The sequence below is a fragment of the Pseudomonas sp. ICMP 460 genome, from assembly GCF_002723595.1.
Lineage (GTDB): Bacteria > Pseudomonadota > Gammaproteobacteria > Pseudomonadales > Pseudomonadaceae > Aquipseudomonas > Aquipseudomonas kitaguniensis.
The window spans coordinates 28,367-53,483 of sequence record NZ_LKBR01000023.1 but is presented as its reverse complement, the minus strand read 5'-3'; the positions used below and the strand labels follow the sequence as shown (position 1 = coordinate 53,483).

Here is a 25,117-nt window from a genome sequence, read left to right as displayed (position 1 = left end):
TGATTTTCCTGACGGCAGCCCACAAGGCGCCTTTCTACAACTCTAATTCGCTCCGCGTGCGCGCGGTGCTGTTAAGGAAAGCCGACATGCAGCTCAAAGATACTCAGTTGTTCCGCCAACAAGCCTTTATCGACGGCGCTTGGGTGGATGCGGACAGCGGTCAAACCATCAAGGTTAATAACCCTGCCACCGGCGAGATTCTCGGCACTGTGCCGAAGATGGGCGCTGCTGAAACGCGCCGCGCCATCGAGGCCGCCGACAAGGCGCTGCCGGCGTGGCGTGCGCTGACGGCCAAGGAGCGCGCGAATAAGCTGCGCCGTTGGTTCGAGCTGTTGATCGAAAACCAGGACGATCTCGGTCGCCTGATGACGCTTGAACAAGGCAAGCCGCTGGCCGAGGCCAAGGGTGAAATTGTTTACGCCGCGTCTTTTATCGAGTGGTTCGCTGAAGAGGCCAAGCGCATCTACGGTGATGTGATTCCTGGCCATCAGCCCGATAAGCGTTTGATCGTGATCAAGCAGCCGATTGGCGTGACGGCGGCGATTACGCCGTGGAACTTCCCGGCCGCGATGATCACGCGTAAAGCTGGCCCGGCGTTGGCTGCCGGTTGCACGATGGTTATCAAACCGGCTTCGCAAACCCCGTTCTCGGCCTTGGCGTTGGTAGAGCTGGCGCACCGTGCCGGCATTCCGAAAGGTGTGCTGAGTGTGGTCACCGGCAGCGCCGGCGACATCGGTGGCGAGCTGACCAGCAACCCGATTGTACGTAAGTTGTCGTTCACCGGCTCGACCGAAATCGGTCGTCAGTTGATGGCTGAATGCGCCAAGGACATCAAGAAAGTCTCGCTGGAATTGGGCGGCAACGCGCCGTTTATCGTGTTCGACGACGCGGACCTGGATAAGGCCGTTGAGGGCGCGATCATCTCCAAGTACCGCAACAACGGCCAGACCTGCGTTTGCGCGAACCGTCTGTATATTCAGGATTCGGTGTACGACGCGTTCGCTGAAAAACTCAAGGTGGCGGTGGCCAAACTCAAGATCGGCAACGGCTTGGAAGACGGCACCACCACGGGCCCGCTGATCGACGAAAAAGCCGTGGCCAAGGTGCAGGAACATATCGCTGATGCCCTGAGCAAAGGCGCCAAGTTGTTGGCCGGTGGCAAGGTGATGGAAGGCAATTTCTTCGAGCCGACCATTTTGGTGGACGTGCCGAAAAACGCTGCCGTGGCCAAGGAAGAGACCTTCGGGCCACTGGCGCCATTGTTCCGTTTCAAAGACGAAGCTGATGTGATCGCGATGGCCAACGACACCGAGTTCGGCCTGGCGTCTTACTTCTATGCCCGCGACCTGGGCCGTGTGTTCCGTGTGGCGGAAGCCCTGGAATACGGCATGGTCGGCGTCAACACCGGGTTGATCTCCAACGAAGTGGCGCCGTTCGGCGGCATCAAGGCGTCTGGCCTTGGCCGTGAAGGCTCCAAGTACGGGATCGAGGATTACCTGGAAATCAAATACCTCTGCCTGAGTATCTAAGCTCGGCAAGGCATGGCTGCAAACGCAGAGGGCACGAGAGCGCTGACCCTTTGCGTGTTTCAAAACGTTATTCGTAGTGGCCGGGAAAGCTGTGGCAGTCGATCATCGCATGCTGCCGTAGTTGCCTCCCCGCCACGTATTCCTTGGACCACGCCACCCGATGAGTGGCGAATGAGGACTTTATGAGCAAGACCAACGCATCCCTGATGAAACGCCGCGAAGCCGCTGTACCGCGCGGTGTTGGCCAGATTCACCCGATCTTCGCTGAATCCGCGAAGAACGCCACCGTGACCGACGTTGAAGGTCGCGAGTTCATCGACTTCGCCGGCGGTATCGCCGTTCTGAACACCGGCCACGTGCACCCCAAAATCATCGCCGCCGTGACCGAGCAACTGAACAAGCTGACCCACACCTGCTTCCAGGTATTGGCCTACGAGCCGTACGTAGAAGTGTGCGAAAAGATCAACGCCAAGGTGCCAGGTGATTTCGTCAAGAAAACCCTGCTGGTCACCACCGGTTCCGAAGCGGTTGAAAACGCGGTGAAAATCGCCCGCGCTGCGACTGGCCGTGCCGGCGTGATCGCGTTCACCGGCGCTTACCATGGCCGCACCATGATGACCCTGGGCCTGACCGGTAAAGTGGTGCCTTACTCGGCGGGCATGGGCTTGATGCCAGGCGGCGTGTTCCGCGCGCTGTACCCGAACGAATTGCACGGTGTGAGCGTCGACGACGCGATCGCCAGCATCGAACGCATCTTCAAGAACGACGCCGAGCCGCGTGACATCGCGGCCATTATCATCGAGCCGGTACAGGGCGAGGGCGGTTTTTACGTCGCGCCTAAAGCCTTCATGAAGCGCCTGCGTGAGCTGTGCGACACGCACGGTATTCTGCTGATCGCCGACGAAGTGCAAACCGGCGCTGGCCGTACCGGTACGTTCTTCGCCATGGAACAGATGGGCGTTGCTGCCGACCTGACCACCTTCGCCAAGTCCATCGCTGGCGGCTTCCCGCTGGCCGGTGTGTGCGGCAAGGCTGAATACATGGACGCCATCGCGCCAGGCGGCCTGGGCGGCACTTACGCCGGTAGCCCGATTGCGTGCGCGGCGGCTTTGGCGGTGATGGAAGTGTTTGAAGAAGAGCACTTGTTGGACCGCTGCAAAGCCGTCGGCGAGCGTTTGGTGACCGGCCTGAAAGCTATCCAGGCCAAGTACCCGGTGATCGGCGAAGTGCGTGCCTTGGGCGCGATGATCGCGCTGGAGCTGTTCGAAGATGGCGACAGCCACAAGCCGAACGCTGCTGCCGTGGCGGCCGTGGTCGCCAAGGCGCGCGACAAGGGCCTGATCCTGCTGTCTTGCGGCACTTACGGCAACGTGTTGCGTGTATTGGTGCCGCTGACCTCGCCGGACGAGCAGTTGGACAAAGGTTTGGCGATCATTGAAGAGTGCTTCTCTGAGCTGTAAGCAGAGGCTGACTTGATCGACAGAAAAAACCCGCTTCGGCGGGTTTTTTTGTGCCTGGCGTTGCGCATTCCTGGCTGGTTGGTTGTGCGCAGGCAGCCTGATTGGTGTTTTTTGTGGGAGCGGGCTTGCTCGCGATGCAGGCCCTTGGGACCATCAGGCATCGGGGGTTGAGCCCATCGGGAGCAACCCCGCTCCCACAGTTGACTGCATTTCAACAGTGACTCAACGAGTGAGCGCTTTAACTGGCGATCACGCGGTTTTTGCCTTGGCGCTTGGCCTCGTACATGGCCACATCCGCCCGAGCGAACAGCACGTCCAGCGTTGAGTCATCTTCGCGCAGGTTGGAGAGGCCTTGGCTGACGGTCACGGTAAACGCGCGGCCTTCGTAGTTGAAACTCAGTGCCTGAATCTCCTTGCCCAGCCGCTCGGCCACTTGCAATGCCATCGCCGGCGGGCAACCGGGCAGCACGGCGGCGAACTCTTCGCCGCCAATGCGCCCGAACAGGTCGCCACGGCGCAATACGCCGCGACCGCTCTCGGCGATACGCCGCAACACCTGATCACCCTCCAGGTGGCCGTAGGTGTCGTTGACCTCCTTGAAGTCATCGATGTCCAGCAACAGGAACGCCAGCGGCGCGCCTTGGGCGCAGGCGCTGTCGAACGCCTGGTTGGCGCATTCGAAAAAGTGCCTGCGGTTGCTGCTTTGGGTCAGCACGTCGGTGGTCGCCAGACGGTGCAGTTCCAGTTCCATCTGTTTCTTTTCGGTGATGTCTTCAGCCATGCCGACCACGATCACCGGCTCGCCGGGTTCGACTTGCTGGTTGATATAGCATTTGTCACTCAGCCAGCGAATCTGCCCGTCGGCGGTGATGATGCGGTACTCGCGGTCTTCCACGGCGCCTTGCTCCAGGACCCGGGCGAGGCTTTGTTCGGCGTAGTCGAGGTCTTCGGGATGGATGCTGTTGCGCCATTCGCGATGATCGCCCAGCAACATACCCGATGAACGGCCAAATACCCGCTCATAAGCCGGGCTGACATACAGCACGCGGCGGGTTTCCCAATCAATTGCCCATAGCACGGCATTCACACTGACCAGCAGTGAACTGAGCAGTTGTTCGCGCTCGCTCAGCCGCTCGACTTCGCCCTGGGCGTGCATCAGCGCCAGCAGGGTAGCTGCCGCCGAACGGGGTGTTTCAGCCGTCGGGGTATCGGGCAGGTAGGGCTTTTCGTGAACCATCGGCACAACTCTCTCTGGGCGCGCCGCAGGATGGAGCAGCGGTCACTACAAGGGCCACCATGATGGCGAAGTGTTCATTGAGAGAGGGTAAATGCGGTGAAGTTCCGTGAATGGGGTGACTAAGAACTGACGTCAGAAAGCGGTGACAAAGCGAAATTTGGGGTTCGCGAGGGGGCTGGGGCGGTAGTTTATGCGGGGTTTTTTAATGAACCTGGGTGTTGGGTTTCAGGGGCGCTACGCGCCCCAACGCAGGCAAGCCCGCTCGCCACAGAAAGCCCATTCACCACGGGAAGCCCGAGCCTTCCATTCGGGCTGTGAATACCCGCTTATAACGCCGCGGGGCGCAGCGAGTAGGTCTTCAATTGGTGCGCAAAGTCGCGCAGCGATTGAATGCCGCTCGCCTCGGCCTCATGCACCCACTCCTTGATCGCGGCCAGCATATCGTGGCCGTTGGAGCTGGTTTTGAGCCAGATCTGTTGCAACGCCAGGCGCTTCTCGTAGATCACTTTCAGGGCGTGGCTGTGTTCCAGCAGGCTTTGGATGCGCAGGTGGTGGCGGTCATCCAGCAGGCTGGTTTCACGCGACAGCAGGCGCTTGGCACGGTGGAATTGGTGGCGCACCGAATGATCGACCTTCGCAAGCTCTTGCTTGACCAGCGGGCCGATCACCAACTTGCGGTACTGGGCCATGATCTGGAAGCGGTTGTTGAGGATCGCCATGGCGGTGTCCATGTCCAGGTGGCCCTTGCCCTCTACGCGGTGCGCGATAGGCGCCACGCGCTGCACTTTGGCCAGGCGCAGGAAGCTGAACACTTTGATCCACGCCCAGCCGAGGTCGAACTCCCACTTTTTCACCGACAGCTTGGCCGAGTTGGGGTAGGTGTGGTGATTGTTGTGCAGCTCTTCGCCGCCAACGATGATGCCCCACGGCACCAGGTTGGTCGCCGCGTCGCGGCATTCGAAGTTGCGGTAGCCCACGGCGTGCCCCAGGCCGTTGATGACACCGGCGGCCCAGAAGGGAATCCACATCATTTGGATCGCCCAGATGGTGATGCCGATGGTGCCGAACAGCAACACGTCGATCACGCCCATGATCGCCACGCCCAGCAGCGGGTAAGGCGTGTAGACGTTGCGTTCGATCCAGTCGTCCGGGCAGTTCTTGCCGTAGATGCGCAAGGTCTCGGGGTTCTCCGCCTCGGTGCGATAAAGCTCGGCACCTTTGCGCAGTACCGTGGACAAACCTTTTATGACCGGGCTGTGCGGGTCATCGACGGTTTCGCATTTGGCGTGGTGTTTGCGGTGGATAGCGGTCCACTCGCGGGTGTTCTGCGCCGTGGTCAGCCACAGCCAGAAGCGGAAGAAGTGTTTCAGGCCGGCATTCAGCTCCAACGAGCGATGGGCTGAATATCGGTGCAGATAGACCGTGACCCCAATGATGGTCACGTGGGTCATCAACAACGTGACTGCAACCAGTTGCCAGGCTGACAGGTCAAGAAAACCGTTGTACCACATAGGCTGTATGGCCCTCTGATAAAGTAAAAAACAGCTCACGCATTATCACTAAGCCTACAAAGAAAACCAGCCGCTCTTTCAGATAGGAGTGACCGGATGTTTCTTATTCTATAATCCGCAGTCTTTGTAGGGCGATTTTGTTTTTTGGGTAAGGATTACTGACTATATGCTGTTTTCGTACCGAGGTGCCTTGGGAGTGGGGCTGGCATACCTGCTGGTTTCCATCGTGTGGCTTCAGCTCGGCAACCACTTATTGATCAAGTTTCTCGATGACCCACGAGATCTGGGGCACTGGCGTGAGGTGCTCGGGTATGTGTGGGTGGCGCTCAGCGCGCTGGCCATTTACCTGATATGTGCGCGTTCTGCCCGCACCCATCAGCTGCAGCAGCCTCTTCAGGAAAACCGCGAGCGTTTGCGCCAAGCTGCTGCCGTATTCGATTGCACGCGGGAAGGCGTGCTGGTCACCGACGCGCAGGGGCTGATCGTGCACGTCAACCGGGCCTTTATGGAGATAACCGGCTATAGCCGCGAAGACGTAATGGGCGAGCAACCGAGCCTGTTGAAATCCGGGCACCACCCGTCGAATTTTTATCAGCAAATGTTTCAGGCCCTGGAGCGCACGGGTGAATGGAGCGGTGAAATCTGGAACCGGCGCAAAAGTGGTGAAATTTATCCACAGTGGCAAACCATCCGTGTGATCCCGGATGACCAGGGCGAGGCGAGTCATTACGTCGCGGTGTTTTCCGACATCAGTGCCATCAAGGATTCCCAGCACGAACTGGCGCACCTCGCCCACCACGACCCGCTGACCGACCTGCCCAACCGCCTGTTGTTCACCGACCGCGCCGAGCAGGCGTTGGCCTCGGCGCAAGTGCACAAGCGCGGCTGTGCCTTGCTGCTGCTGGACCTGGACCACTTCAAGATCATCAACGACAGCCTCGGCCATAACGTCGGCGACCAGTTGCTCAAAGCGGTGGGCGAGCGGCTTAAAGGCCTGTTCGGCCCCGGCGTGACCCTGGCGCGCCTCGGTGGGGATGAGTTCGCCGTACTGGCAGAAAGTTGTTCACAGGTGGTGCAGGCCGCCGCGTTGGCGCAACGCATGCTCGATGCCATGCAGCAGCCCTTTATATTTGACGGCCACCAGCTGTTTATCAGTGCCAGCCTCGGCATCAGCCTGTTCCCGAGCGACGCGCTGAGCGCCGAACAGTTGCTGCGCAATGCCGATTCCGCGCTGTTCAAGGCCAAGAGCGCCGGCCGCGAAAGCTACGCCCTGTATACCGAAGAGCTGACCGCGCATGCGCAGAATCGCGTCGAAGTGGCCAGCGAGTTACGCCGTGCCCTTGATCAGCAAGAACTGCGCGTCTACTACCAACCGGTGCACGACCTGCACGGTGGCCGCCTGATCGGCGTCGAAGCCCTGGTGCGCTGGGAGCACCCGGAGCGTGGCATGGTGCCGCCGGGCGACTTCATCCCCATCGCCGAACGTACCGGGCTGATTGCCGACATTGACGCCTGGGTCATGGGCCAGGCCTGCCGCCAGATGTGCGAATGGCTGGCGGGCGGCGCGCCGCTGAGCTTTATCGCGGTTAACGTCTCCAGCCGCTTGTTTGCGCGGCGCGAGCTGTACCAGCAAGTGGCTCAGGTGCTGCACACCACCGGCCTGGACCCTGCGTTCCTTGAGCTGGAAGTGACCGAAAGCGCAGTGATGGACGACCCCGAAGTGGCCCTTGAACAGTTGCACCGTTTGCGCGAACTGGGCCTGCAACTGGCGATCGACGACTTTGGCACCGGTTATTCCTCGCTGCTGCGCCTCAAGCGCTTGCCGGTGCAAAAGCTCAAGATCGACCAGGGTTTTGTCGCCGGGTTGCCGTGGGATGAAGACGACGCGGCGATTGTGCGCGTGGTCATCGCCTTGGCAAAAAGCATGGGCATGCAGGTGCACGCCGAAGGCATCGAGCAAGTCGAGCAGGCGCGGTTTCTGTTGGATCAGGCATGCGATATGGGCCAAGGGTATTGGTTCGGGCGCCCAATGCCGGCGCATCAGATTGACTGGTCACGTGCGCCAGCCATTCGATAGGCAACACCGGGCCACTGTGGGCGAGGGCTTGCTCCCACAGTGGAGCTACTCCAGCGTTACTGTTGGCGCTGCTGGCAAAAATCCCCTCGCAACCCCACAGCCAGCCAGAAAATTCTTTCTGGTTATATAAACATTCTTAAATAGTATTTTTAAGAATATCCGCGCTTATCTACTATCGCCCTACGCCGCAAGCAGTGCCGCCACTGCGAGGCACTATTCATTTCAGGAGCGAGACCATGAGCGCATCTCTACGTAGCGTCGACGGCCAGGACGAAGCAGCCATTTTGCGTGAGATCCAGAGCGCCTTGCGCGACCTGCGGTTTGGCGCGGTGGAAATCACAGTGCACAACGCCCAAGTCGTACAAATCGAACGCAAAGAAAAATTCCGTTTGCAGAACCCCGGCAACAAACCGGCTTAAGCGACACCGGCGATTCGCATGCCAGACCCGCAACTATAAGAAAAAGCCAACACCCCAGAATTTCAGGAGCCTTCTATGTCGTCGATTCGCCGTTACGCCCTGGCCGCACTGGCCAGTGCTGTGTTTGCAGGTTCCGCCGTTGCCAAGGACTACGAGTTGCTCAACGTCTCGTACGACCCTACCCGTGAGCTGTACCAGGACTACAACGCTGAGTTCACCAACTTCTGGAAGCAGTCCCACCCCGGTGACAACGTCAAGATCCAGCAATCTCACGGTGGTTCGGGCAAGCAGGGCCGGGCAGTCATCGACGGCCTGCGCGCCGACGTAGTGACGTTGGCCCTGGCCGGTGACATCGACGAAATCGCCAAGCTGGGCAAAACCCTGCCGGAAAACTGGCAAACCCGCCTGCCGGACGCCAGCACCCCGTACACCTCGACCATCGTGTTCCTGGTGCGCAAGGGCAATCCTAAAGGCATCAAGGACTGGGGCGACCTGATCAAAAAAGACGTGTCGGTGATCACCCCGAACCCGAAAACCTCCGGCGGCGCCCGCTGGAACTTCCTCGCCGCCTGGGCCTACGGCCTGAAAGCCGGTGGCAGCGAAGCGAAGGCGCAGGAATACGTTCAAGCACTGTTCAAGCACGTGCCGATCCTCGACACCGGCGCGCGCGGTTCAACCATCACCTTCGTCAACAACGGTCAGGGCGACGTGTTGCTGGCGTGGGAAAACGAAGCGTTCCTGGCGCTGAAAGAAGACGGCGGCGCCGACAAGTTCGACATCGTGGTGCCTTCGCTGTCGATCCTCGCGGAGCCGCCGGTGGCCGTGGTCGACAAGAACGCCGAGAAAAAGGGCAACACCGAGATCGCGACCGAATACCTCAAGCACCTGTACAGCCCGGCTGGCCAGGAGATTGCGGCGAAAAACTTCTACCGCCCACGCGATGCAGCAGTGGCCGCCAAATACGCTCAACAGTTCCCGAAACTGGACCTGGTGACTATCGACAAAGACTTCGGCGGCTGGAAAACTGCCCAACCGAAATTCTTCAATGACGGTGGCGTGTTCGACCAGATCTACACGGCGCAGTAAGCAACACTGCTGGCAGGAGCAAGTTTTCTGTGTGACGCACTCACTGTGGCGAGGGGGCTTGCTGCCGTTGGCGTGCGAAGCGCTCCCAAACCGGTACCCGGGATGCGCCTGATGCCTCTGGGTCGCCTGGTTTTGGGGCCGCTTCGCAACCCAACGGGAGCAAGCCCCCTCGCCACAGTGAGCTAACCTTTGCAGGTGCGGCGCGCTCTTACAGTGGTCTCTACCCCGTTAACCAAGGACTCTTATGTCGCGTCGTATTTCCCCCGTCATACCCGGCTTCGGGCTGACGCTGGGCTACACCGTCGTGTACCTCAGCCTGATTGTGCTCATCCCGCTGGCGGCGATGTTTGTACACGCCGCCCAACTCACTTGGGATCAGTTCTGGAACATCATCTCGGCACCGCGCGTGCTGGCGGCGTTGAAACTGAGTTTCAGCACCGCGCTTTACGCGGCGCTGATCAACGGCGTTATCGGTACGCTGCTGGCGTGGGTGCTGGTGCGCTACACCTTCCCCGGCCGCAAGATCATCGATGCGATGATTGACCTGCCGTTCGCCCTGCCCACCGCTGTCGCCGGTATCGCACTGACGGCGCTGTACACGCCCAACGGCCTGGTTGGCCAATTCGCCGCAGACCTCGGCTTCAAGATCGCCTACACGCCGCTGGGCATCACCCTGGCACTGACCTTCGTCACGCTGCCGTTCGTGGTGCGCACGGTGCAGCCGGTACTCGCTGACATCCCCCGCGAAATCGAAGAAGCCGCCGCCTGCCTGGGCGCCAAGCCGTTGCAGGTGTTCCGCTACATCCTCGTGCCCGCGTTGTTGCCGGCTTGGTTGACCGGTTTCGCGCTGGCGTTTGCGCGTGGCGTCGGTGAGTACGGCTCGGTGATTTTCATCGCCGGCAACATGCCGATGAAAACCGAGATTTTGCCGCTGCTGATCATGGTCAAGCTCGACCAATACGACTACCGCGGTGCCACGTCGATTGGCGTGCTGATGCTGGTGGTTTCCTTTGTTTTGCTGCTGCTGATCAACTTGTTGCAGCGGCGTATCGAACGTCCATAAGGAGGCGCGGAACATGTCCCAATCGTCTATTTCCGCCGCGTCCTCGGCCAACGCTGCCCGCCGTGGCAGTGCAGTGTCGCGCCGCATCCTGATTGGCCTTGGCTGGCTGGTGTTTTTCCTGTTTTTGCTGCTGCCGTTGTTTATCGTGGTGTCCCAAGGTTTGAAGAATGGCCTCGGCGCGTTCTTCACCGCGATCCTGGAGCCCGACGCGCTGTCAGCCCTCAAGCTCACGGTGATCGCCGTGGCGATTTCGGTGCCGCTCAACGTGGTGTTCGGCGTCAGCGCCGCCTGGTGCGTCAGCAAGTACTCGTTCCGTGGCAAGAGCATTTTGGTGACGCTGATCGACCTGCCGTTCTCGGTGTCGCCGGTGATCGCGGGCCTGGTCTACGTGCTGATGTTCGGTGCGCAGGGCTTCTTTGGCCCGTGGCTGCAAGAGCATGACATTCAGATCGTGTTTGCGTTGCCGGGCATCGTGCTGGCGACCATCTTCGTCACCGTGCCGTTCGTGGCGCGTGAACTGATCCCGCTGATGCAAGAGCAGGGCACCCAGGAAGAAGAGGCCGCGCGGCTGCTGGGCGCGAATGGCTGGCAGATGTTCTGGTACGTGACCGTGCCGAACATCAAGTGGGGTTTGATCTATGGCGTGGTGCTGTGTACGGCACGCGCCATGGGCGAGTTCGGCGCGGTGTCGGTGGTTTCCGGGCACATTCGCGGCGTGACCAACACGCTGCCGCTGCATGTCGAGATCCTCTACAACGAATACAACCATGTCGCCGCGTTTGCTGTCGCGAGCCTGTTGCTGATCCTGGCGCTCTTCATCCTGCTGCTCAAGCAGTGGAGCGAGAACCGTATCAACCGCCTGCGCAAAAGCGCCGGTGAGGAATAAGTCATGTCGATCGAAGTCCGTAATGTCAGCAAGAATTTCAACGCCTTCAAGGCCCTGAACAGCATCAATCTGGACATCCAGAGTGGCGAGCTGGTGGCGTTGCTCGGCCCGTCCGGCTGCGGCAAAACCACCTTGCTGCGCATCATCGCTGGCCTGGAAACCCCGGATGACGGCAGCATTGTGTTCCATGGCGAAGACGTGTCCGGCCATGACGTGCGTGATCGCAACGTCGGTTTCGTGTTCCAGCACTACGCGCTGTTCCGCCACATGACCGTGTTCGACAACGTGGCTTTCGGCTTGCGCATGAAGCCGAAAAACCAGCGCCCGAGCGAAAGCCAGATCGCGGTAAAAGTCCACGAACTGCTGAACATGGTGCAGCTCGACTGGTTGTCTGATCGCTACCCGGAGCAACTGTCCGGTGGTCAACGCCAGCGTATCGCCCTGGCCCGCGCGCTGGCGGTAGAGCCCAAAGTGCTGCTGCTGGATGAGCCGTTCGGCGCGCTGGATGCCAAGGTGCGTAAAGAGCTGCGCCGCTGGCTGGCGCGCCTGCACGAAGACATCAACTTGACCTCGGTATTCGTGACCCACGACCAGGAAGAGGCCATGGAGGTTGCCGACCGTATCGTGGTGATGAACAAGGGCGTGATCGAGCAAATCGGCTCACCGGGCGACGTCTACGAAAACCCGGCCAGCGACTTTGTGTACCACTTCCTCGGTGACTCCAACCGCCTGCATTTGGGCGAAGACCAGCACCTATTGTTCCGCCCTCACGAAGTGTCGCTGTCGCGCCATGAGCTGGAGGACCACCACGCGGCTGAAGTGCGCGACATTCGCCCGCTGGGCGCCACGACCCGCGTGACCCTGAAGGTCGAAGGCCAGAGTGAGCTGATTGAAGCCGAAGTGGTGAAAGACCACGACAGCCTGACCGGCCTGGCGCGCGGTGAAACGCTCTTCTTCAAACCCAAGGTGTGGCAAAAAGCCTGAACCCACTGCACAACCTGCGTGGGAATGGGCTTTTGTAGCAGGGGGCTTGCTCCCGATAGCGGTGTATCAGTTGATACAACGGGTACTGATTTACCGCCATCGGGAGCAAGCCCCCTCCCACATTTCAGACCGGTTTAGCCCTTGGATCATGGCGCGTTACCGGCCCGCAACGGGCTTCTATCTGCTGCTTCAGGCCCTGCCGCAATCCCAGCAAAAACGCCAATTCCGCCACCACAAACAACGGCCCGACGATCAGCCCCGACACGTCATCTATAAAGGCAGGCTTCTTGCCCTCGTAATAGTGGCCGACAAACTGAATCACCCAGCCCACCACAAACAGGCCGATGCCGCTGCTGAGCCACACCAGCGTGCTTTGCGCTGCCAGCACATGCCCGACCCACACCGACAACCCCATCAACAGCGTCATCAGCACGCCGAGCGCTCGTTCCAGGCGCAGGTAAAACCATGCCGAACACAGCGCCACAATCACCGCCGGCGACAGCCATAACCCGCCCAGCGCCCATTCGGGGCGTGACAGCAGCACTGCTACGGCGACCACAATCAGCGGGATGCCGATAAAGTGGCTGGCGATATTGCGTGGGTCGCGGTGGTACGCGGCGTATTGACTGAGGTGGTCGACGAGGCTTTTCATTGTTGTTCCTCCTGTAGGATGCTTGATCATGCCCTGCCAGCCTGCGCCTGACTGTCAGGTGGGCGACAATCTTCGGAGTGCTCATGATTGCGGCTAAATGGTACGCCCAACTGGCCAGCGGGCATTGGTTCAGCCACTTGTCTGCCGAGCTTCAGGATAGCCTGTTGGCCGCGGCGCGCCTGCAGGTGCTGACGGCGGGGCAGGCGCTGTTCAAGCGTGGCGATTGCCCGTGCGGGGTGTACGCGGTATTGCAGGGCACCGTGCGTATCAGCGCGGTCAGCGCACAGGGCAAGGAAGCGGTGTTGAGCCTGGTTGAGCCGCCTCACTGGTTCGGTGAAATCTGCCTGTTCGACGGTTTGCCGCGTACCCACGACGCAATGGCCGTCGGCGCTTGCACGCTGTTGCAAGTGCCGCAGTCGGCGCTGCTCAAAATACTCGACAACCGCCCGGTCTATTGGCGGGACATGGCCTTGCTGATGAGCCACAAGTTGCGCCTGTCGTTGATCAACATCGAGCAGATGAGCCTGATGCCTGCAGCCCAGCGGCTTGCCCACCGTTTGTTGATGATCGCCGAAGGCTACGGCGAAACAACCCCGGCGCGGCGCGTGTTGCAACTGCCCCAGGAGGACCTGGCCGCGATGCTCGGCGTGTCGCGCCAAACCACCAATGCCTTGCTCAAAGCGTTGCAGCAGCAGGGCATTGTCGACTTGAGTTATGGCGCAATTGAAGTGCTCGATTTACCGCGCCTGCGTGCTGCCGCAGGCGCCGCTTGAACTAGGAGCCGCGATAGGTCGAGAAGCCGTAAGGGCTCAGCAGCAGCGGGATGTGGTAATGCTGGTCGGCCTGTTTGACCTGAAAAATCACCGGCACTTCTGGAAAGAACGTTTCGCGGTTGGCCTTCTTGTAGTAATCGCCGGTCTTGAACACCACGCGATACTCACCGGGGCTCATGCTGCGGTCGGCCGGGAACAGTTCGGCGATGCGCCCCTGTTGGTTGGTCACACCTTGGGACAGCGGCTGCCATTGGTCGCCCACCTGTTGTTCCAGGGTGACGCTGACACCGGCAGACGGCAGGCCATTCTCCAGGTTCAACACGTGCACGCTCAGCGGGTTGCCGGCGGCCATGGCCAGGTTGCACAGGCCGCTCAGGCTGAGGGCGGCGAGGGTCATGCTTAGCGTTTTCATCGAAGTCTCCATTAAACAAAGGGATCAGAGGGTGATTTTCAGGCCGATTTGCTCGGCGGCCTGCACCGCGCACGCCTCGTCCTGCGCCGCGCCGCCGGCACCGGCGATGCCCAGGGCACCGACCAGTTCTGCGCCTTCAAATAACGGCACGCCACCACCGAGCAACAGCAATTGGGGCAAGCTGTTAAGGTTGGTTGCCTCGGGGTTATTGCGGGCGCGCTCGGCGAACAAGCGGGTTGCGGTTTTTGTCGACAGCGCCGTGTACGCCTTGCGCTGGCTGGCGTCGCTGTTGTGAGGGCCGACGCCATCGGCCCGCAGGCTCAGCAACAGGTTGCCGCCACGGTCGAGTACGGTCAGCGCCGCGCTGCAATGGGCCAGCCCGGCGTCGGCGAGTTGTTGCGCGGTGTGCAAATTCAAGTCGGCGTGGCGCGGCAATTGCGGCGCTGCCAGGGCGACGTTGCTGAGGCCAAGGCTCAGGCATAAAGCAATGCGAAACATGGTGAAACCTCCAAACGGCAGGCGGCCACGTTAGCCAGTGAACGGCGTCAAAAGCCGAACAATTCAATGACAGGTTTGTAATCAAACCAAGAGGTAGGGCATGCAGGTGTTGTTAGTGGAAGACCAGCCGCAACTGGCGCGGCGCATGGCTCAGGGTTTGAGCGAGGCCGGCTTTGCGGTAGAAGTGGCGGCCAATGGCATGGCGGCGCTGCGGTTTGTTGAAAGCAACGAGTACGACCTGGTGATTCTGGATGTGATGTTGCCGGGCCTGAATGCCTGGAAGTTGCAGCAGGCGATTCGATTGAAGGGCGACACGCCGCTGTTGTTTTTGACCACGCCGGACGGGATTGAAGACCGGTTGCGTGGGCTGGAATTGCACGAAGACGATTATTTGCTCAAGCCATTTGAGGACAAGGTATTGGTGGCGCGCGTGAGGAAGCTTTTACGCCGCGATCGTGGGCGCTGATCACGGTTGTAGTGCCTGAGCCACCGCTATCGGGAGCAAGCCCCCTCCCACATGTTTGACCTGTGAATATATTTCAAATGTCGGAAGGGCTTGCTCCCGATGAGGCCCTCACAGCTACCGTAACCCATCCCGAAACTGCCCCGGCGTCATCCCCGTCCAGCGCTTGAACGCGCGGTTAAAGCTGCTGGTATCGGCGAACCCGAGCAAATGGCTGATTTCAGCCAATGAACACTGCGGGTCGCGCAGGTGCAACAGCGCCAGGTTTTCCCGGCACTCATTGAGCAACGCATCAAACCGGCAACCCTCATCCGCCAGATGCCGCTGCAAACTGCGCAGGCTCAAATGCAACGCCTGGGCGATCCGCTCGGCACTCGGTTCACCGTCCGGCAATTGCGCTTCAATGGCTGCGCGCACCTTGCGCTCCCAGGTCAGCGGTTGCAGTTGAGCGAGGGTGCGCTTGAGCACGGTCTCGTTGTGTTCAGCCAACTCCGGGTTGGCGTCATCCAAATGGCTGTCGAAGTCGTGTGCGGCAAACTCCAGGCGGTCTTCTTCAGCGCCAAAGAATACCGGCGCGCGAAATACCGTGTGCCACGGCGTCGGATCATCAGGCTCTGGCCGCCGCAAATACACCGCCAGCGGTGCGTAGGCCCGGCCCAAACGGTTGCGGCAGGTACGCACATAGATCGCCGCAAACGCATCAATCGCTTCCAGCGCCGGTGCCGGGTTGCCCGGCGGTTGCAGTAAGCGAAAGTGGTAACGCTCGCCCTCCCGGCTCAGCTCCAGCGTCAGCGCATCGCTGACCACCTGGTGATAACGCACGATGCGCTCGAACACCTCGCGCAAACTGCCGCTGGCCACCAGCGCATAACCCAACGCATGAAAGGTGGTGGGGCTGACAAACCGCGACACCCGCAGGCCGATCGCCGGGTCGCCGCTGGCCTGCACCGCCAGTTCCCACAGGCGCGTGGTCGCCGACAGCGGGTAGCGCGCGTTGGGGTCGTCCATCTGCTGCGGGTCGAGCCCGGCCTGTGCGCACAGCGCGGCGCTGTCGAGGCCCAAGGCATCAAGCTGCTTGCGCAGGGCGCGGGTCCAACTGGCGAGTGAGGTGGGTTCGGTCATGGCGATTGGCGCTTGCGGTCAACAGGTTGGCGTGTGGGGCTGGTGCCCTGGCGCACCGCTTGGGCCAGGATGCATCTATCACTGCACAAGAGGATGGGAGCATGGACGGTACTTCTGCAAGTCCCCAACAGATGAACGCACACCAGCGCTCGGCGCGCATTCGCGAAGTGGTGCTCGCCGAAGGCGTTAGATTGCGCCAGCAACACCCGTGGTTGCAGCATCAGGACGCGCTGGGCGTGGGCATCCTCGCTTTTGCGCTGCTCGGCATGCTCGGCTCGGCGGCGCTCTACATCACCGGTTATATGGCCTGGTGGGTGTGCCTGCTGCTGAACGCTTTTCTTGCCTCACTGACGCACGAACTGGAACACGACCTGATCCACAGTATGTATTTTCGCAAACAGCGCCTGCCGCACAACCTGATGATGGGCCTGGTGTGGCTGGCGCGGCCGAGCACGATCAACCCGTGGGTACGCAGGCACCTGCACCTTAACCACCACAAATTTTCCGGCACCGAAGCCGATATGGAAGAGCGCGCCATCACCAACGGTGAACCCTGGGGTTTTGCGCGGTTGCTGATGGTCGGCGATAACGTGATGTCGGCGCTCATCCGCGTGCTGCGCGCCAAAACGTGGGGCCACAAATTCAAGATTCTCAAGCGCGCGTTGCTGGTGTACGCACCGCTGGCGTTGCTGCATTGGGGCGCGTGGTATGTGTTCCTGGGCTTTCACGCGGCGAATGGTGTCTCGATGCTTATGGGCACATCCATCGACTGGTCGGCCAGCACCTTACAGGTCATGCAGGTGATCGATATCGCCGCCGTGGTGATCATCGGCCCCAACGTGCTGCGCACCTTTTGCCTGCACTTTGTCAGCTCCAACATGCACTACTACGGTGATGTGGAGCTGGGCAATGTGATCCAGCAAACCCAAGTATTGAACCCCTGGTGGATGTGGCCGTTGCAAGCGTTCTGCTTCAACTTCGGCAGCACCCACGGCATCCATCACTTTGTGGTCAAAGAGCCGTTTTACATCCGCCAGATGACCGCCAGGGTGGCGCATAAAGTCATGGCCGAGATGGGCGTGCGCTTCAATGATTTCGGCACCTTTGCACGCGCCAATCGGCTGCAGCCGCAGGTATAGGTGCAGCTTGTGTGGCGAGCGCGGCTATTGTGGCCAGCGGGTTTGCTCGCGTTGGGCTGCGTAGCAGCCCCTGTCATCAACAATGCATGGCTTCAGGCACTCCTCAGCGCCTGGTTTTCCACCGCCAGCAGGCTCTCGATCAACGCCTTCGCCGCAGCCGACAGGCGATCCCCCGCCCGGCTGATCACCCCGCAGCGGTTGTTCAAACTGTCCAGTGCAGGCGGCAGATTGCGCCAATGCAACACGCGCAACTCGCCGCCGCCGAACGCCTGGGCAAAGGCCTCTTCGGACCCCAGCCCGATAGCGTTCGACTGCTGCACCACGCTAGCCAGCGCAGCAAACAGCTCAAGCTCGATAGCCGGCGCAAAGTCGATGCGCCCGCTGAGGTTGGCGAGTATTTTTCGAATGCCGGGTGCGATCAACGGGGTTGCCAGCGGGTAGTCGAACAAGTCGTTGGTGGACAGGCTGTCCTTGGCCAGCAGCGGGTGCCCGTCGCGGCAGAAAAACACCGTGCGGCGGGGCGTCAAGGCTTGGGTCTGGAAATTGGGGTCAGCTTCGAAGTGACGCACATCGGCGATAAAAAACTCGATCTCTTCACGGTTCAGGCTGCGGCCGAGTCTTTCCCAGTTATCGACCTGCAAGCGGCTGCGTACCTTGGGGTAGGCGGTCACAAATCGCGCGATTGCCTGCGGCACCAAGTGCACTGCCGCCACCGCATCGCTGCCAAAACGCACCTCGCCAGCGTCAAGTTTGGTCATGCGCGTAACTTCATGGCTCAACAATGCCGCACCTTGCACAAGGCTCAACGCGTGCTGCAACACCACCTGGCCTTCCGGTGTCGGGCGCAGGTCTTTATTGGCGCGGTCAACCAGCACGCACCCCAGCTCCTGCTCCAGCCCCTGAATGCTGCGGCTGAAGGCCGGCTGAGTGATGCCCATGGCATCCGCGGCGCGCACAAAACTGCGATGCTCGTTGAGCGCGATGAGATAGCGCAGTTGGCGAAGGTCCATGGTGTGCCCGGCGTCCTTTAAAGAACCGGGAGTTTAAAGTGAGGTCTTATTCCGTCAACAATGCTTTGTTGTTTTTTATAGATCTTAAATGCATATATATAGAGCGACCGAACCGAAAGTCCGGCCCTGCCTGCCATCAACCCGCTTCGCCGCGTGCTTACTTCAACTTATAGGCTTCTGCCCCGCTGCTGGGTCGGCCTCCCAAGCTACCGTAATTTTCTACTCTGCCATTCAGCACGGTGAAAACATGGTCGTTTTGAGCCATGACGCCAGGTGTGCCATTGGCCAGTTCCTTTGCGCTGCTGCGCTGCACATGGTTTCTCAGGCCCAGGCGCTGTAGCCCTTCCTGAGTGTGTTCCCAGGTGTCCAGGGTCTTCACGGCTGCGGCAAAACTGCGCGAGGCAGTGCCATCGTTGTTTTCCATCTGTGCCCGTTTGGCACTGATCGCGTACATGAAGTTGGCATCGTTAAGCATCTTCTGGTTGCTGCCTTTGAACCCTGAGTGTGCAGCTGCGTATTTAAGCTCAGCATTGGTCACATGGTAGGTTTTGTTGGGCGCATCTCGCATCTTGACGTCCACACCGTCTTTAGTTTGTTCCACGGACGCGTAGACCTCTTTCGGGCCGCCGAATCGTTGCATTGCCGCTTTGATGCCCGCGACGGTCACGCAATTCATGCTGCCTCGCTTCTGCGAGAACCCATTTATCAGCGCATCTGGCGTATAGGGTTTTCCGGGTTTTGGCGCATTGTCCGGTAGGTCTTTGGCTGTGGGTTTCGCGTCTGGCGGCGTCTTCTTTTCATCTAGCCCAGCCAACAGCGTTTCGATGGCGGTCACCATCGAGCGCAGTAAGCCCAGCATCTCCTGCAGGGGCTGCTTGCCGTCGGTGGTGTCAGCTTTGGGCGTTGTTGAACTGGAGGCGCGGCTCTTTGGATCAGGTGGGCCAAAGCTAATCGACTGAGGCCCTTTGGTAGGGCGTGATTCGCGGCGCGCGGGCGGTTGCGTGGCGGCCGGTGCGCTACTGGGCGGGTGGACGTTGAAGGTGTTTATGATCAGCGAGTAGATATTCATGGGCTCTCCAGTCCAGTGCGCTCCGCCAATGCAGGAGCAGTCAGGCGCGTTAGCGACTATGTGCCGACGTGCAAGGTGCCGACGTGCAAGCAGGCCCGCCGTATCAACCCTTGGTGGTTCATGACGGGTTGGGGTTCCAGTAATGAGAGTGGGAAACGCGGACCTGGGCGGGCTGCAGGTTTTGACGTTTGAGCCGCCAATCGGCCGCAAAACCATGCTTTCCATGAATATTTTGTATGCCTCAAAAGCATCGACATTCAGCGTTTGCTCGCCAAGCCACGTATGGCGTGGCTTGGGAGTTTCAGAATAGTTCGCTTATTCGATAGGGGCATATATATAACTTTAAAGGTTACTTTAAGAGATAAGCGTCTAGCCCCGATGATTCAGCCCTCGACGGCCTCCCATGCGGGCCTGTCGGTTTTTTTGTTTCAAAACCGTAGGGAGTGAATCAATGGGCAATGTCCAGACCGCCGCCAGTGCACCCGAGGCGCAGTGGCGCCAGGCACCGGGTGGTGAGTTGGTCGACCTTGGCCGGCAGCACCGCACGCCATTGGGGCAACTGCGTTTGCAGAAAACCCCGAAGCGCTTCTCGAGTCGCCGTGAAGGGATTCTGTTGGGGGTGCTGGTGTTGGCCCTGCACGGTGCGGTGATTTATTGGGTGAGCCAGAAACCGACGCCGGTGCTGCCGATTGTGCCGCCGGAAATTCCGCCGATGACTATCGAGTTTTCCCGGCCGGCGCCGCCGGTGGTTGAACCGCCACCGCCTGTACCGCCGCCACCGCCTGTGGTCGAGCCACCGCCGCCGGTGGTGGATGAATTGGCCGCCAAACCGGCGCCGCCAAAACCGATTCCAAAACCGAAACCCAAGCCGGTACCGAAGCCCGAGCCCAAGCCCGTACCGAAACCGGTTGAGCAACCGCCCGCGCCTCCCACCCCGGCACCGCCTGCGCCTGCGCCCGTTGCGCCGCCCGCGCCGGCGCCGGTGACACCCGCTTCGGCCAACGCCGCGTACTTGAAGAACCCGGCGCCCGAATACCCTTCGCTGGCTCAGCGGCGCGGTTGGGAAGGCACGGTGTTGCTGCGTGTACACGTACTGGCCAGCGGCAAGCCGGGTGAGATCCAGGTCCAGAAGAGCAGCGGTCGCCAGCAACTCGACGACGCCGCACTGACCGCCGTGAAGCGGTGGAGCTTTGTGCCGGCCAAGCAGGGCGATGTGGCTCAGGACGGCTGGGTCAGCGTACCGATCGACTTCAAGATTCACTAACTATTCGGCAGCGGTGTGTTGTGCACGCCGCGACCTGCACAGAGGGAAAACATCATGGCATTAGCATCTCCACTTGAATCCATCGAAAGCGCGGTGATCTGGCTGCTGGTGGTCTTTTCGGTCGCGACCTGGGGCTTTGCCCTGCTCAAAGGCCTGCAGTTCGGTCGCCTCAAGGCGCAGGATCGCAAGTTCCATAAACAGTTCTGGGCGGCGTCCAGCCTCGACGCGGCCGCCGAACTCGCCGAAACCCGGCCCGGCGCCGCCGCGCGAGTTGCACAGGCCGGTTATGCCGCGATTCAGGTCGGCGATGCGCCGCACGCGGCAGACCTGAGCCAGGCGATTAACCATCAGGACCGCCTCGAACGCGCCTTGCGCCAACAGATCGTGCGTGAACGCCGCTCCCTCGAAACCGGCCTGGCCGTGGTCGCGAGTATCGGCAGCACCTCGCCGTTTATCGGCCTGTTCGGCACCGTGTGGGGCATTATGGAAGCGCTCAAGGGCATCAGCGCCGCCGGTTCCGCCAGCCTCGAAACCGTGGCCGGGCCGATTGGCGCAGCGCTGGTTGCCACCGGCGTGGGTATCGCCGTCGCGGTGCCGGCGGTGCTGGTCTACAACTACTTTTTACGCCGCCTGAAGCTGACCGCCGCCGACCTGGATGACTTTGCCCACGACTTCTACAGCCTGGCGCAGAAAAATGCGTTCCGCGTACTGCTGCATCCGGCGTTGACCAAAACAGCGGCGGCCAGCCCGCAAAAAGTCAAGGAGGCGTCTTGAGATGGCCTTCTCCACGCAAGACAGTGATGAGGTACTGAGCGAGATCAACGTAACGCCGCTGGTGGACGTGATGCTGGTGCTGCTGGTGGTGTTTATCGTCACCGCGCCGCTGTTGACCAACTCCATTCCGATCAACCTGCCCAAGACCGAGGCCGTGGCCCCGGTCGAGCAGAAAGACCCGCTGGTGGTGAGTATCGACGGCGCGGGCAAACTGTTCATCAACAAGGATGAAATTCAGCCGGGTTTGCTGGAGTTCAACCTGCAAGCCGCCAAGGCCAAAGACCCCGAAGTGCGGGTGCAACTGCAGGCCGATGATGGCGTGAATTACGGCGAAGTGGCGCGAGCCATGGCGTCTATTGAGCGCGCGGGCATCACCAAGCTGTCGGTGATTACTGCACGTTAGGTAGGGGCGAGCGTTAAGCTGCAAGCTTCAAGCTGCAAGTCAGAGCGGATCTGCTTTAACTTGAAGCTTGCCGCTTGCCGCTCAAAACTGTTTTAGGCCGTCTCCTTGGCAGGGTGCGGCCTTTTTTTTGTGTGTATTTTAATGCATGTATCCAGATGTTGTGATTGTAAGATGTTTATATATTTTTGGATGTTTCGTTGCGTGCAATTCGCGGCGATATGATTATTCTGGTCGGCACACGGAGAAGTTCTATTAAAGGATAAATGGATATGGCTATACGCTTTCCTGTTCAAGTAATACGCGAATTTGTTAACCAACCGGCACACCTGCCGACTGTTGAAGAAACAAAAATCGTCGCCCCTTTGCCGCCCGGCAGATCAGGCCCCGCGCACCCACTCGCTCATGCGCGGTCAAGTTATACCGAAAACGCCAATCCACACAGTCCTTCATCAAACACTGACTCAGCTGATGGCACCAGAGGCCAAGGCGCAGGACGTTTCGCACTCAAGCAAAATCCCACTATCGATAACTATATAAGCCAGCACTTGGCCGATTTTGCTTCTCCAGAAAAAGCCATTTCAAACATGCTTGCGCAGAAAATAAAACAGCGCTGGGGGCTGGAGGTTGACCCGGATAAAACATATCTGGTTACGTTCAAAGATAATGGCGAGACCGAGAAGGACGTTGTAGAAAAAATCACGCTGACGCAGGCAGCGTTGAAAAACAGACAGGATGTGCCCATTGAAGAGGATGAAGGGTGGTTTCGAAAAATCGCTCAGTATGTTTCACCCTTGATGTATGGCTATAACCAAATAGACCATTGGGTGAAGGCCGCGAACACTCGACAAGCCATTTATCAAGCGCCGAAGCCGTCCGCGTCATCACCTTATACGTCAGCTACTAAAGTCGCTATACCGGTCGATGCGTTCAAAACACTGGTATGGGATACGGACCGGACCCAGCTTTATAAAAACAGGCTTGACGGATTTTGGGAAAAACACACGGCTACCTATGATTCACTGAGCAAGATTTCCTTTGTTAAAGCTATCAATCTACAGCGTCTGGAAGGGACGCTTGGGCCTGTCGAGGCGAAACTCGCCCAGCGAGCCTTGGGCGCTGCTGGACGGAAGCAATGGTCCGAGCTGACGGTTCAGGACTTTACCAACCCCGCCGTCAAAGACCCGGATCTGGACATCGGTTTACTGAGCATCTACGGCTCGCAGTCTGCGGACTTGATGTGCGTGACGGATAAGAAAACCCAACTGACATTGCTCTATATTCCAGGTAACTCCTCGCCGATACATCGTTTCGATAATCCAGAGCAAATGAAGACGTGGTTGGCCAGGCAGGCATCTGATCCGGTAAAGCGCGAATCGCTGTTGACGCACTTCTCCCTGAAGGATCAGGCGCACAAAACATTTTTCGAAGGTGTACGTCAAACCCTCGAAGGGCTGGGCGCATGGTCTGATGCGCAGGCGCCAGGCAGCTCCTTTTTTGACAGGATCAATGACTGGTCGCCGGACCGCTACATCACCATTGATGCGGTGAGTGGTGATCCTTTTCGAGAGGTGTTGGTTCGACAAAAAGCGCGCTCTTACTCTGATGCTGAAAATGCGATCGTCAGCGACAGTGACTACACCAAAGACAAAATAGCTCAGGGCGTGGAAGAAGCGTTAAAAGTCGCAATGTTCATGACGCCTTTGGCAATTGTCATGCCGGAGGCCGCGATAGCGCTGGACGTGTTCTACCTGGCAGCGGGGGCTACTCAGGTGGGTATCGGTATCGATGATGTCGCCAAGGGGAAAGCGGCCGGCACTGACCGCATCGTTTTTGGCGTATTGAACGCTGTGCCGCCCTTGGTCAGTCATGTAGGGGCGCCGCTTGCAAAGGCGCTGACAGCGTCAAGGCTATTGAACCAAGTGTCGAGTGAGGGGGCGGCAGCCGGGGTTGAAGTGGGAGCCCAAGTGAGCACTCGAACCGGCGTACAGGAGCGTCCATTTTTCAACCCGCCTCAACGCGTTAACGGCAGTATTGGCTACCCGATGAGCCCTGTTTCGCCGCCTGTGATCGTTGAAGAATTCACTGTTCCCATGGACGATGTTCATAAGTTTGCCATGAATAAAAATAATATTTTTGTTAATGGCTACTCATGCCAAGTCAAGTACGACGTGGCGGCAGGCCTGTGGCGTGGACTTAACGAAGAAGGTCAGGTGAATGATATTTTTTATTGGCGTGAAGCAGCCGATCAGTGGGCGTCCGGTACTAAAGCCGAAGCAGTTGTGGGTAAGCGAAATGGACCTGTCTCCATGACTCATAAAACGCTGAAGTTGCCGATGTTGCCGTCGATACCGTCAAACGCTACGCAGGTACCCAAGGTCATCCATTATTTTTGGGCAGGCAATGAGATGCCTGAACATTTGATCGAAAACATCATTGAAAACTCAAGAAAAAGTCCAGGGTATAAATCTATTGTTCACGTCGATGCCAACAATGAACGTGTTTTTCAGAAAATAAAGTCCGAATTGGACCACAAGGTGGGCGGACTTGAAGTGCACGACCTGCAAAAAGACCAAGCGTTTCAAGAGCTGAGTGCCAGTAAATATGCTGAGGTGTATCAGTATTTTCGCGCAGGGCAGGGGCAAAACCTCTCGGCTTCGTCGGACGTCATGCGCGTTGCACTGATCAAGAAATACGGTGGGATATACCTGGATACCGACGACACGCTCACCGTTAACGTGGGAAATGTCGCGCTGAACGCCGCGCCGAATGACATTTTACTGAACGGGCACGTGAAGTATGAGCCTGCGGATTTCAGCGGGTTTAATACCAGTAATTTTGCCAGCCACGCAGACAACCCGCTTCTCGCTGAGATTCTGGAAACGTCCTATCAGCGATATAAAGCTAACAAGGAATGGTTGCAGGCCAATCGGCCTTTACTCAGCAGTCATCCGACCGCCGCGGAAGAGCAGATATTTAAAATTTATCAGAAGAAAATTTTCGAGATAACGGGGCCGAGCATGGTGAACGACGTCTTGCACGCATCAGAGTATGGCCTGTTACCGGTAAGTGAGGACTTGGTCGAACTGATGAATGCTGAGGTTAAACTCCCCGATGACTATCACCAACGACTGGGGCAGGCGTTGGCTTATTATGAATCGATGAGAAGCAAGTTTGGGGTGACCATTGGCGCAGAAGGGTCGATGAATCATTCTCGCTGACCCTCGGTCAGTCCCGCCTCCGACCGCTGGCTGTCGGGGGCGCACTGCTTATGAGAGTTGGAGCGAAG

Annotated in this window: 23 protein-coding genes; 15 read left to right on the top strand and 8 right to left on the bottom strand. The window is 59.2% G+C overall.

The window, feature by feature from the left end; genetic code table 11:
• The first annotated feature begins 86 nt into the window (after positions 1-86).
• Positions 87-1,529 (top strand): NADP-dependent succinate-semialdehyde dehydrogenase, encoded by a 1,443-nt coding sequence (gene gabD, locus AO240_RS16580; protein WP_099237500.1) that lies wholly within the window; start codon positions 87-89, stop codon positions 1,527-1,529.
• 182 nt (positions 1,530-1,711) lie between these two features.
• Entirely contained in the window at positions 1,712-2,989 is a 1,278-nt protein-coding gene (gabT, locus tag AO240_RS16575; RefSeq protein ID WP_099237498.1) for a 4-aminobutyrate--2-oxoglutarate transaminase, read from the top strand.
• Between the two features lie 238 nt (positions 2,990-3,227).
• Here the strand turns inward: gabT and AO240_RS16570 are convergent, their stop codons facing one another.
• Positions 3,228-4,226, bottom strand: a complete 999-nt coding sequence (locus AO240_RS16570) for a sensor domain-containing diguanylate cyclase (RefSeq protein WP_099237496.1) — start codon at positions 4,224-4,226, stop codon at positions 3,228-3,230.
• A 326-nt stretch (positions 4,227-4,552) separates the two neighbouring features.
• On the bottom strand, positions 4,553-5,737 hold the full coding sequence (gene desA / locus AO240_RS16565; RefSeq protein ID WP_099237494.1) for a delta-9 fatty acid desaturase DesA: 1,185 nt from the start codon (positions 5,735-5,737) through the stop codon (positions 4,553-4,555).
• A 166-nt stretch (positions 5,738-5,903) separates the two neighbouring features.
• Between desA and dibA the strand changes: the two genes are divergently transcribed.
• The 6 genes from dibA (at position 5,904) to AO240_RS16535 (ending at position 12,252) form a co-directional block, all read left to right on the top strand.
• Positions 5,904-7,814, top strand: coding sequence for a phosphodiesterase DibA (gene dibA, locus AO240_RS16560; protein WP_099237492.1), 1,911 nt, complete (start codon positions 5,904-5,906; stop codon positions 7,812-7,814).
• A gap of 236 nt (positions 7,815-8,050) precedes the next feature.
• Positions 8,051-8,233: a sulfur starvation response protein OscA gene (gene oscA, locus AO240_RS16555; protein ID WP_010565387.1), complete on the top strand. Its 183-nt coding sequence runs from the start codon at positions 8,051-8,053 to the stop codon at positions 8,231-8,233.
• Positions 8,234-8,308: 75 nt separating this feature from the next.
• Entirely contained in the window at positions 8,309-9,319 is a 1,011-nt protein-coding gene (locus tag AO240_RS16550; RefSeq protein WP_058413034.1) for a sulfate ABC transporter substrate-binding protein, read from the top strand.
• A gap of 244 nt (positions 9,320-9,563) precedes the next feature.
• The gene (gene cysT, locus AO240_RS16545; protein ID WP_058413035.1) at positions 9,564-10,382 is read left to right on the top strand and encodes a sulfate ABC transporter permease subunit CysT; all 819 of its coding nucleotides are present in this window, start codon (positions 9,564-9,566) and stop codon (positions 10,380-10,382) included.
• A gap of 13 nt (positions 10,383-10,395) precedes the next feature.
• Entirely contained in the window at positions 10,396-11,268 is an 873-nt protein-coding gene (gene cysW, locus AO240_RS16540) for a sulfate ABC transporter permease subunit CysW (RefSeq protein ID WP_058413036.1), read from the top strand.
• Between the two features lie 3 nt (positions 11,269-11,271).
• Positions 11,272-12,252: a sulfate/molybdate ABC transporter ATP-binding protein gene (locus AO240_RS16535; protein WP_058413037.1), complete on the top strand. Its 981-nt coding sequence runs from the start codon at positions 11,272-11,274 to the stop codon at positions 12,250-12,252.
• A 124-nt stretch (positions 12,253-12,376) separates the two neighbouring features.
• Here AO240_RS16535 and AO240_RS16530 read toward each other — a convergent pair whose 3' ends face one another.
• Positions 12,377-12,904: a DUF962 domain-containing protein gene (locus tag AO240_RS16530; protein ID WP_099237490.1), complete on the bottom strand. Its 528-nt coding sequence runs from the start codon at positions 12,902-12,904 to the stop codon at positions 12,377-12,379.
• 83 nt (positions 12,905-12,987) lie between these two features.
• Between AO240_RS16530 and AO240_RS16525 the strand changes: the two genes are divergently transcribed.
• A complete protein-coding gene (locus tag AO240_RS16525) occupies positions 12,988-13,677 on the top strand; it encodes a Crp/Fnr family transcriptional regulator (RefSeq protein WP_099237489.1) in 690 nt (229 codons plus the stop codon).
• 1 nt (position 13,678) lies between these two features.
• Here AO240_RS16525 and uraH read toward each other — a convergent pair whose 3' ends face one another.
• Entirely contained in the window at positions 13,679-14,089 is a 411-nt protein-coding gene (uraH, locus tag AO240_RS16520; RefSeq protein WP_058413040.1) for a hydroxyisourate hydrolase, read from the bottom strand.
• Positions 14,090-14,113: 24 nt separating this feature from the next.
• A complete protein-coding gene (locus AO240_RS16515; protein WP_099237487.1) occupies positions 14,114-14,587 on the bottom strand; it encodes a heme-binding protein in 474 nt (157 codons plus the stop codon).
• Between the two features lie 100 nt (positions 14,588-14,687).
• Here AO240_RS16515 and AO240_RS16510 point away from each other — a divergent pair, with 100 nt between their 5' ends.
• The gene (locus AO240_RS16510; protein WP_099237485.1) at positions 14,688-15,053 is read left to right on the top strand and encodes a response regulator; all 366 of its coding nucleotides are present in this window, start codon (positions 14,688-14,690) and stop codon (positions 15,051-15,053) included.
• 114 nt (positions 15,054-15,167) lie between these two features.
• On the opposite strand, the gene AO240_RS16505 is transcribed toward AO240_RS16510, so the two are convergent.
• Complete coding sequence (locus AO240_RS16505) at positions 15,168-16,172, bottom strand: AraC family transcriptional regulator (protein WP_099237483.1); 1,005 nt, start codon at positions 16,170-16,172, stop codon at positions 15,168-15,170.
• A 101-nt stretch (positions 16,173-16,273) separates the two neighbouring features.
• On the opposite strand from AO240_RS16505, the gene AO240_RS16500 reads away from it, so the two are divergent.
• On the top strand, positions 16,274-17,311 hold the full coding sequence (locus AO240_RS16500; protein ID WP_099237481.1) for a fatty acid desaturase: 1,038 nt from the start codon (positions 16,274-16,276) through the stop codon (positions 17,309-17,311).
• 92 nt (positions 17,312-17,403) lie between these two features.
• Here the strand turns inward: AO240_RS16500 and AO240_RS16495 are convergent, their stop codons facing one another.
• Together AO240_RS16495 and AO240_RS16490 are read right to left on the bottom strand one after the other, a co-directional pair.
• Entirely contained in the window at positions 17,404-18,321 is a 918-nt protein-coding gene (locus tag AO240_RS16495) for a LysR family transcriptional regulator (RefSeq protein WP_099237479.1), read from the bottom strand.
• Positions 18,322-18,478: 157 nt separating this feature from the next.
• Positions 18,479-19,390, bottom strand: a complete 912-nt coding sequence (locus tag AO240_RS16490) for a hypothetical protein (RefSeq protein ID WP_099237477.1) — start codon at positions 19,388-19,390, stop codon at positions 18,479-18,481.
• 451 nt (positions 19,391-19,841) lie between these two features.
• Here AO240_RS16490 and AO240_RS16485 point away from each other — a divergent pair, with 451 nt between their 5' ends.
• The 4 genes from AO240_RS16485 (at position 19,842) to AO240_RS16470 (ending at position 25,049) form a co-directional block, all read left to right on the top strand.
• Positions 19,842-20,654, top strand: a complete 813-nt coding sequence (locus AO240_RS16485) for an energy transducer TonB (RefSeq protein WP_099237475.1) — start codon at positions 19,842-19,844, stop codon at positions 20,652-20,654.
• A 51-nt stretch (positions 20,655-20,705) separates the two neighbouring features.
• The gene (locus AO240_RS16480; RefSeq protein WP_099237530.1) at positions 20,706-21,428 is read left to right on the top strand and encodes a MotA/TolQ/ExbB proton channel family protein; all 723 of its coding nucleotides are present in this window, start codon (positions 20,706-20,708) and stop codon (positions 21,426-21,428) included.
• A 1-nt stretch (position 21,429) separates the two neighbouring features.
• Positions 21,430-21,831: a biopolymer transporter ExbD gene (locus AO240_RS16475; protein WP_058413049.1), complete on the top strand. Its 402-nt coding sequence runs from the start codon at positions 21,430-21,432 to the stop codon at positions 21,829-21,831.
• Between the two features lie 269 nt (positions 21,832-22,100).
• The gene (locus AO240_RS16470; protein ID WP_099237473.1) at positions 22,101-25,049 is read left to right on the top strand and encodes a glycosyltransferase family 32 protein; all 2,949 of its coding nucleotides are present in this window, start codon (positions 22,101-22,103) and stop codon (positions 25,047-25,049) included.
• The last annotated feature ends 68 nt before the right edge of the window (positions 25,050-25,117 follow it).

Bases quoted from the DNA above. Each gene is read 5' to 3' on its own strand.
- AO240_RS16505 (WP_099237483.1), bottom strand. From the start codon at position 16,172: ATGACCGAACCCACCTCACTCGCCAGTTGGACCCGCGCCCTGCGCAAG.
- cysT (WP_058413035.1), top strand. From the start codon at position 9,564: ATGTCGCGTCGTATTTCCCCCGTCATACCCGGCTTCGGGCTGACGCTG.
- dibA (WP_099237492.1), top strand. From the start codon at position 5,904: ATGCTGTTTTCGTACCGAGGTGCCTTGGGAGTGGGGCTGGCATACCTG.
- AO240_RS16470 (WP_099237473.1), top strand. From the start codon at position 22,101: ATGGCTATACGCTTTCCTGTTCAAGTAATACGCGAATTTGTTAACCAA.
- desA (WP_099237494.1), bottom strand. From the start codon at position 5,737: ATGTGGTACAACGGTTTTCTTGACCTGTCAGCCTGGCAACTGGTTGCA.
- AO240_RS16485 (WP_099237475.1), top strand. From the start codon at position 19,842: ATGGGCAATGTCCAGACCGCCGCCAGTGCACCCGAGGCGCAGTGGCGC.
- AO240_RS16525 (WP_099237489.1), top strand. From the start codon at position 12,988: ATGATTGCGGCTAAATGGTACGCCCAACTGGCCAGCGGGCATTGGTTC.
- oscA (WP_010565387.1), top strand. From the start codon at position 8,051: ATGAGCGCATCTCTACGTAGCGTCGACGGCCAGGACGAAGCAGCCATT.
- AO240_RS16515 (WP_099237487.1), bottom strand. From the start codon at position 14,587: ATGTTTCGCATTGCTTTATGCCTGAGCCTTGGCCTCAGCAACGTCGCC.
- AO240_RS16495 (WP_099237479.1), bottom strand. From the start codon at position 18,321: ATGGACCTTCGCCAACTGCGCTATCTCATCGCGCTCAACGAGCATCGC.
- gabT (WP_099237498.1), top strand. From the start codon at position 1,712: ATGAGCAAGACCAACGCATCCCTGATGAAACGCCGCGAAGCCGCTGTA.
- AO240_RS16535 (WP_058413037.1), top strand. From the start codon at position 11,272: ATGTCGATCGAAGTCCGTAATGTCAGCAAGAATTTCAACGCCTTCAAG.
- AO240_RS16550 (WP_058413034.1), top strand. From the start codon at position 8,309: ATGTCGTCGATTCGCCGTTACGCCCTGGCCGCACTGGCCAGTGCTGTG.
- AO240_RS16475 (WP_058413049.1), top strand. From the start codon at position 21,430: ATGGCCTTCTCCACGCAAGACAGTGATGAGGTACTGAGCGAGATCAAC.
- AO240_RS16530 (WP_099237490.1), bottom strand. From the start codon at position 12,904: ATGAAAAGCCTCGTCGACCACCTCAGTCAATACGCCGCGTACCACCGC.
- uraH (WP_058413040.1), bottom strand. From the start codon at position 14,089: ATGAAAACGCTAAGCATGACCCTCGCCGCCCTCAGCCTGAGCGGCCTG.
- AO240_RS16570 (WP_099237496.1), bottom strand. From the start codon at position 4,226: ATGGTTCACGAAAAGCCCTACCTGCCCGATACCCCGACGGCTGAAACA.
- AO240_RS16510 (WP_099237485.1), top strand. From the start codon at position 14,688: ATGCAGGTGTTGTTAGTGGAAGACCAGCCGCAACTGGCGCGGCGCATG.
- cysW (WP_058413036.1), top strand. From the start codon at position 10,396: ATGTCCCAATCGTCTATTTCCGCCGCGTCCTCGGCCAACGCTGCCCGC.
- AO240_RS16490 (WP_099237477.1), bottom strand. From the start codon at position 19,390: ATGAATATCTACTCGCTGATCATAAACACCTTCAACGTCCACCCGCCC.
- AO240_RS16500 (WP_099237481.1), top strand. From the start codon at position 16,274: ATGGACGGTACTTCTGCAAGTCCCCAACAGATGAACGCACACCAGCGC.
- gabD (WP_099237500.1), top strand. From the start codon at position 87: ATGCAGCTCAAAGATACTCAGTTGTTCCGCCAACAAGCCTTTATCGAC.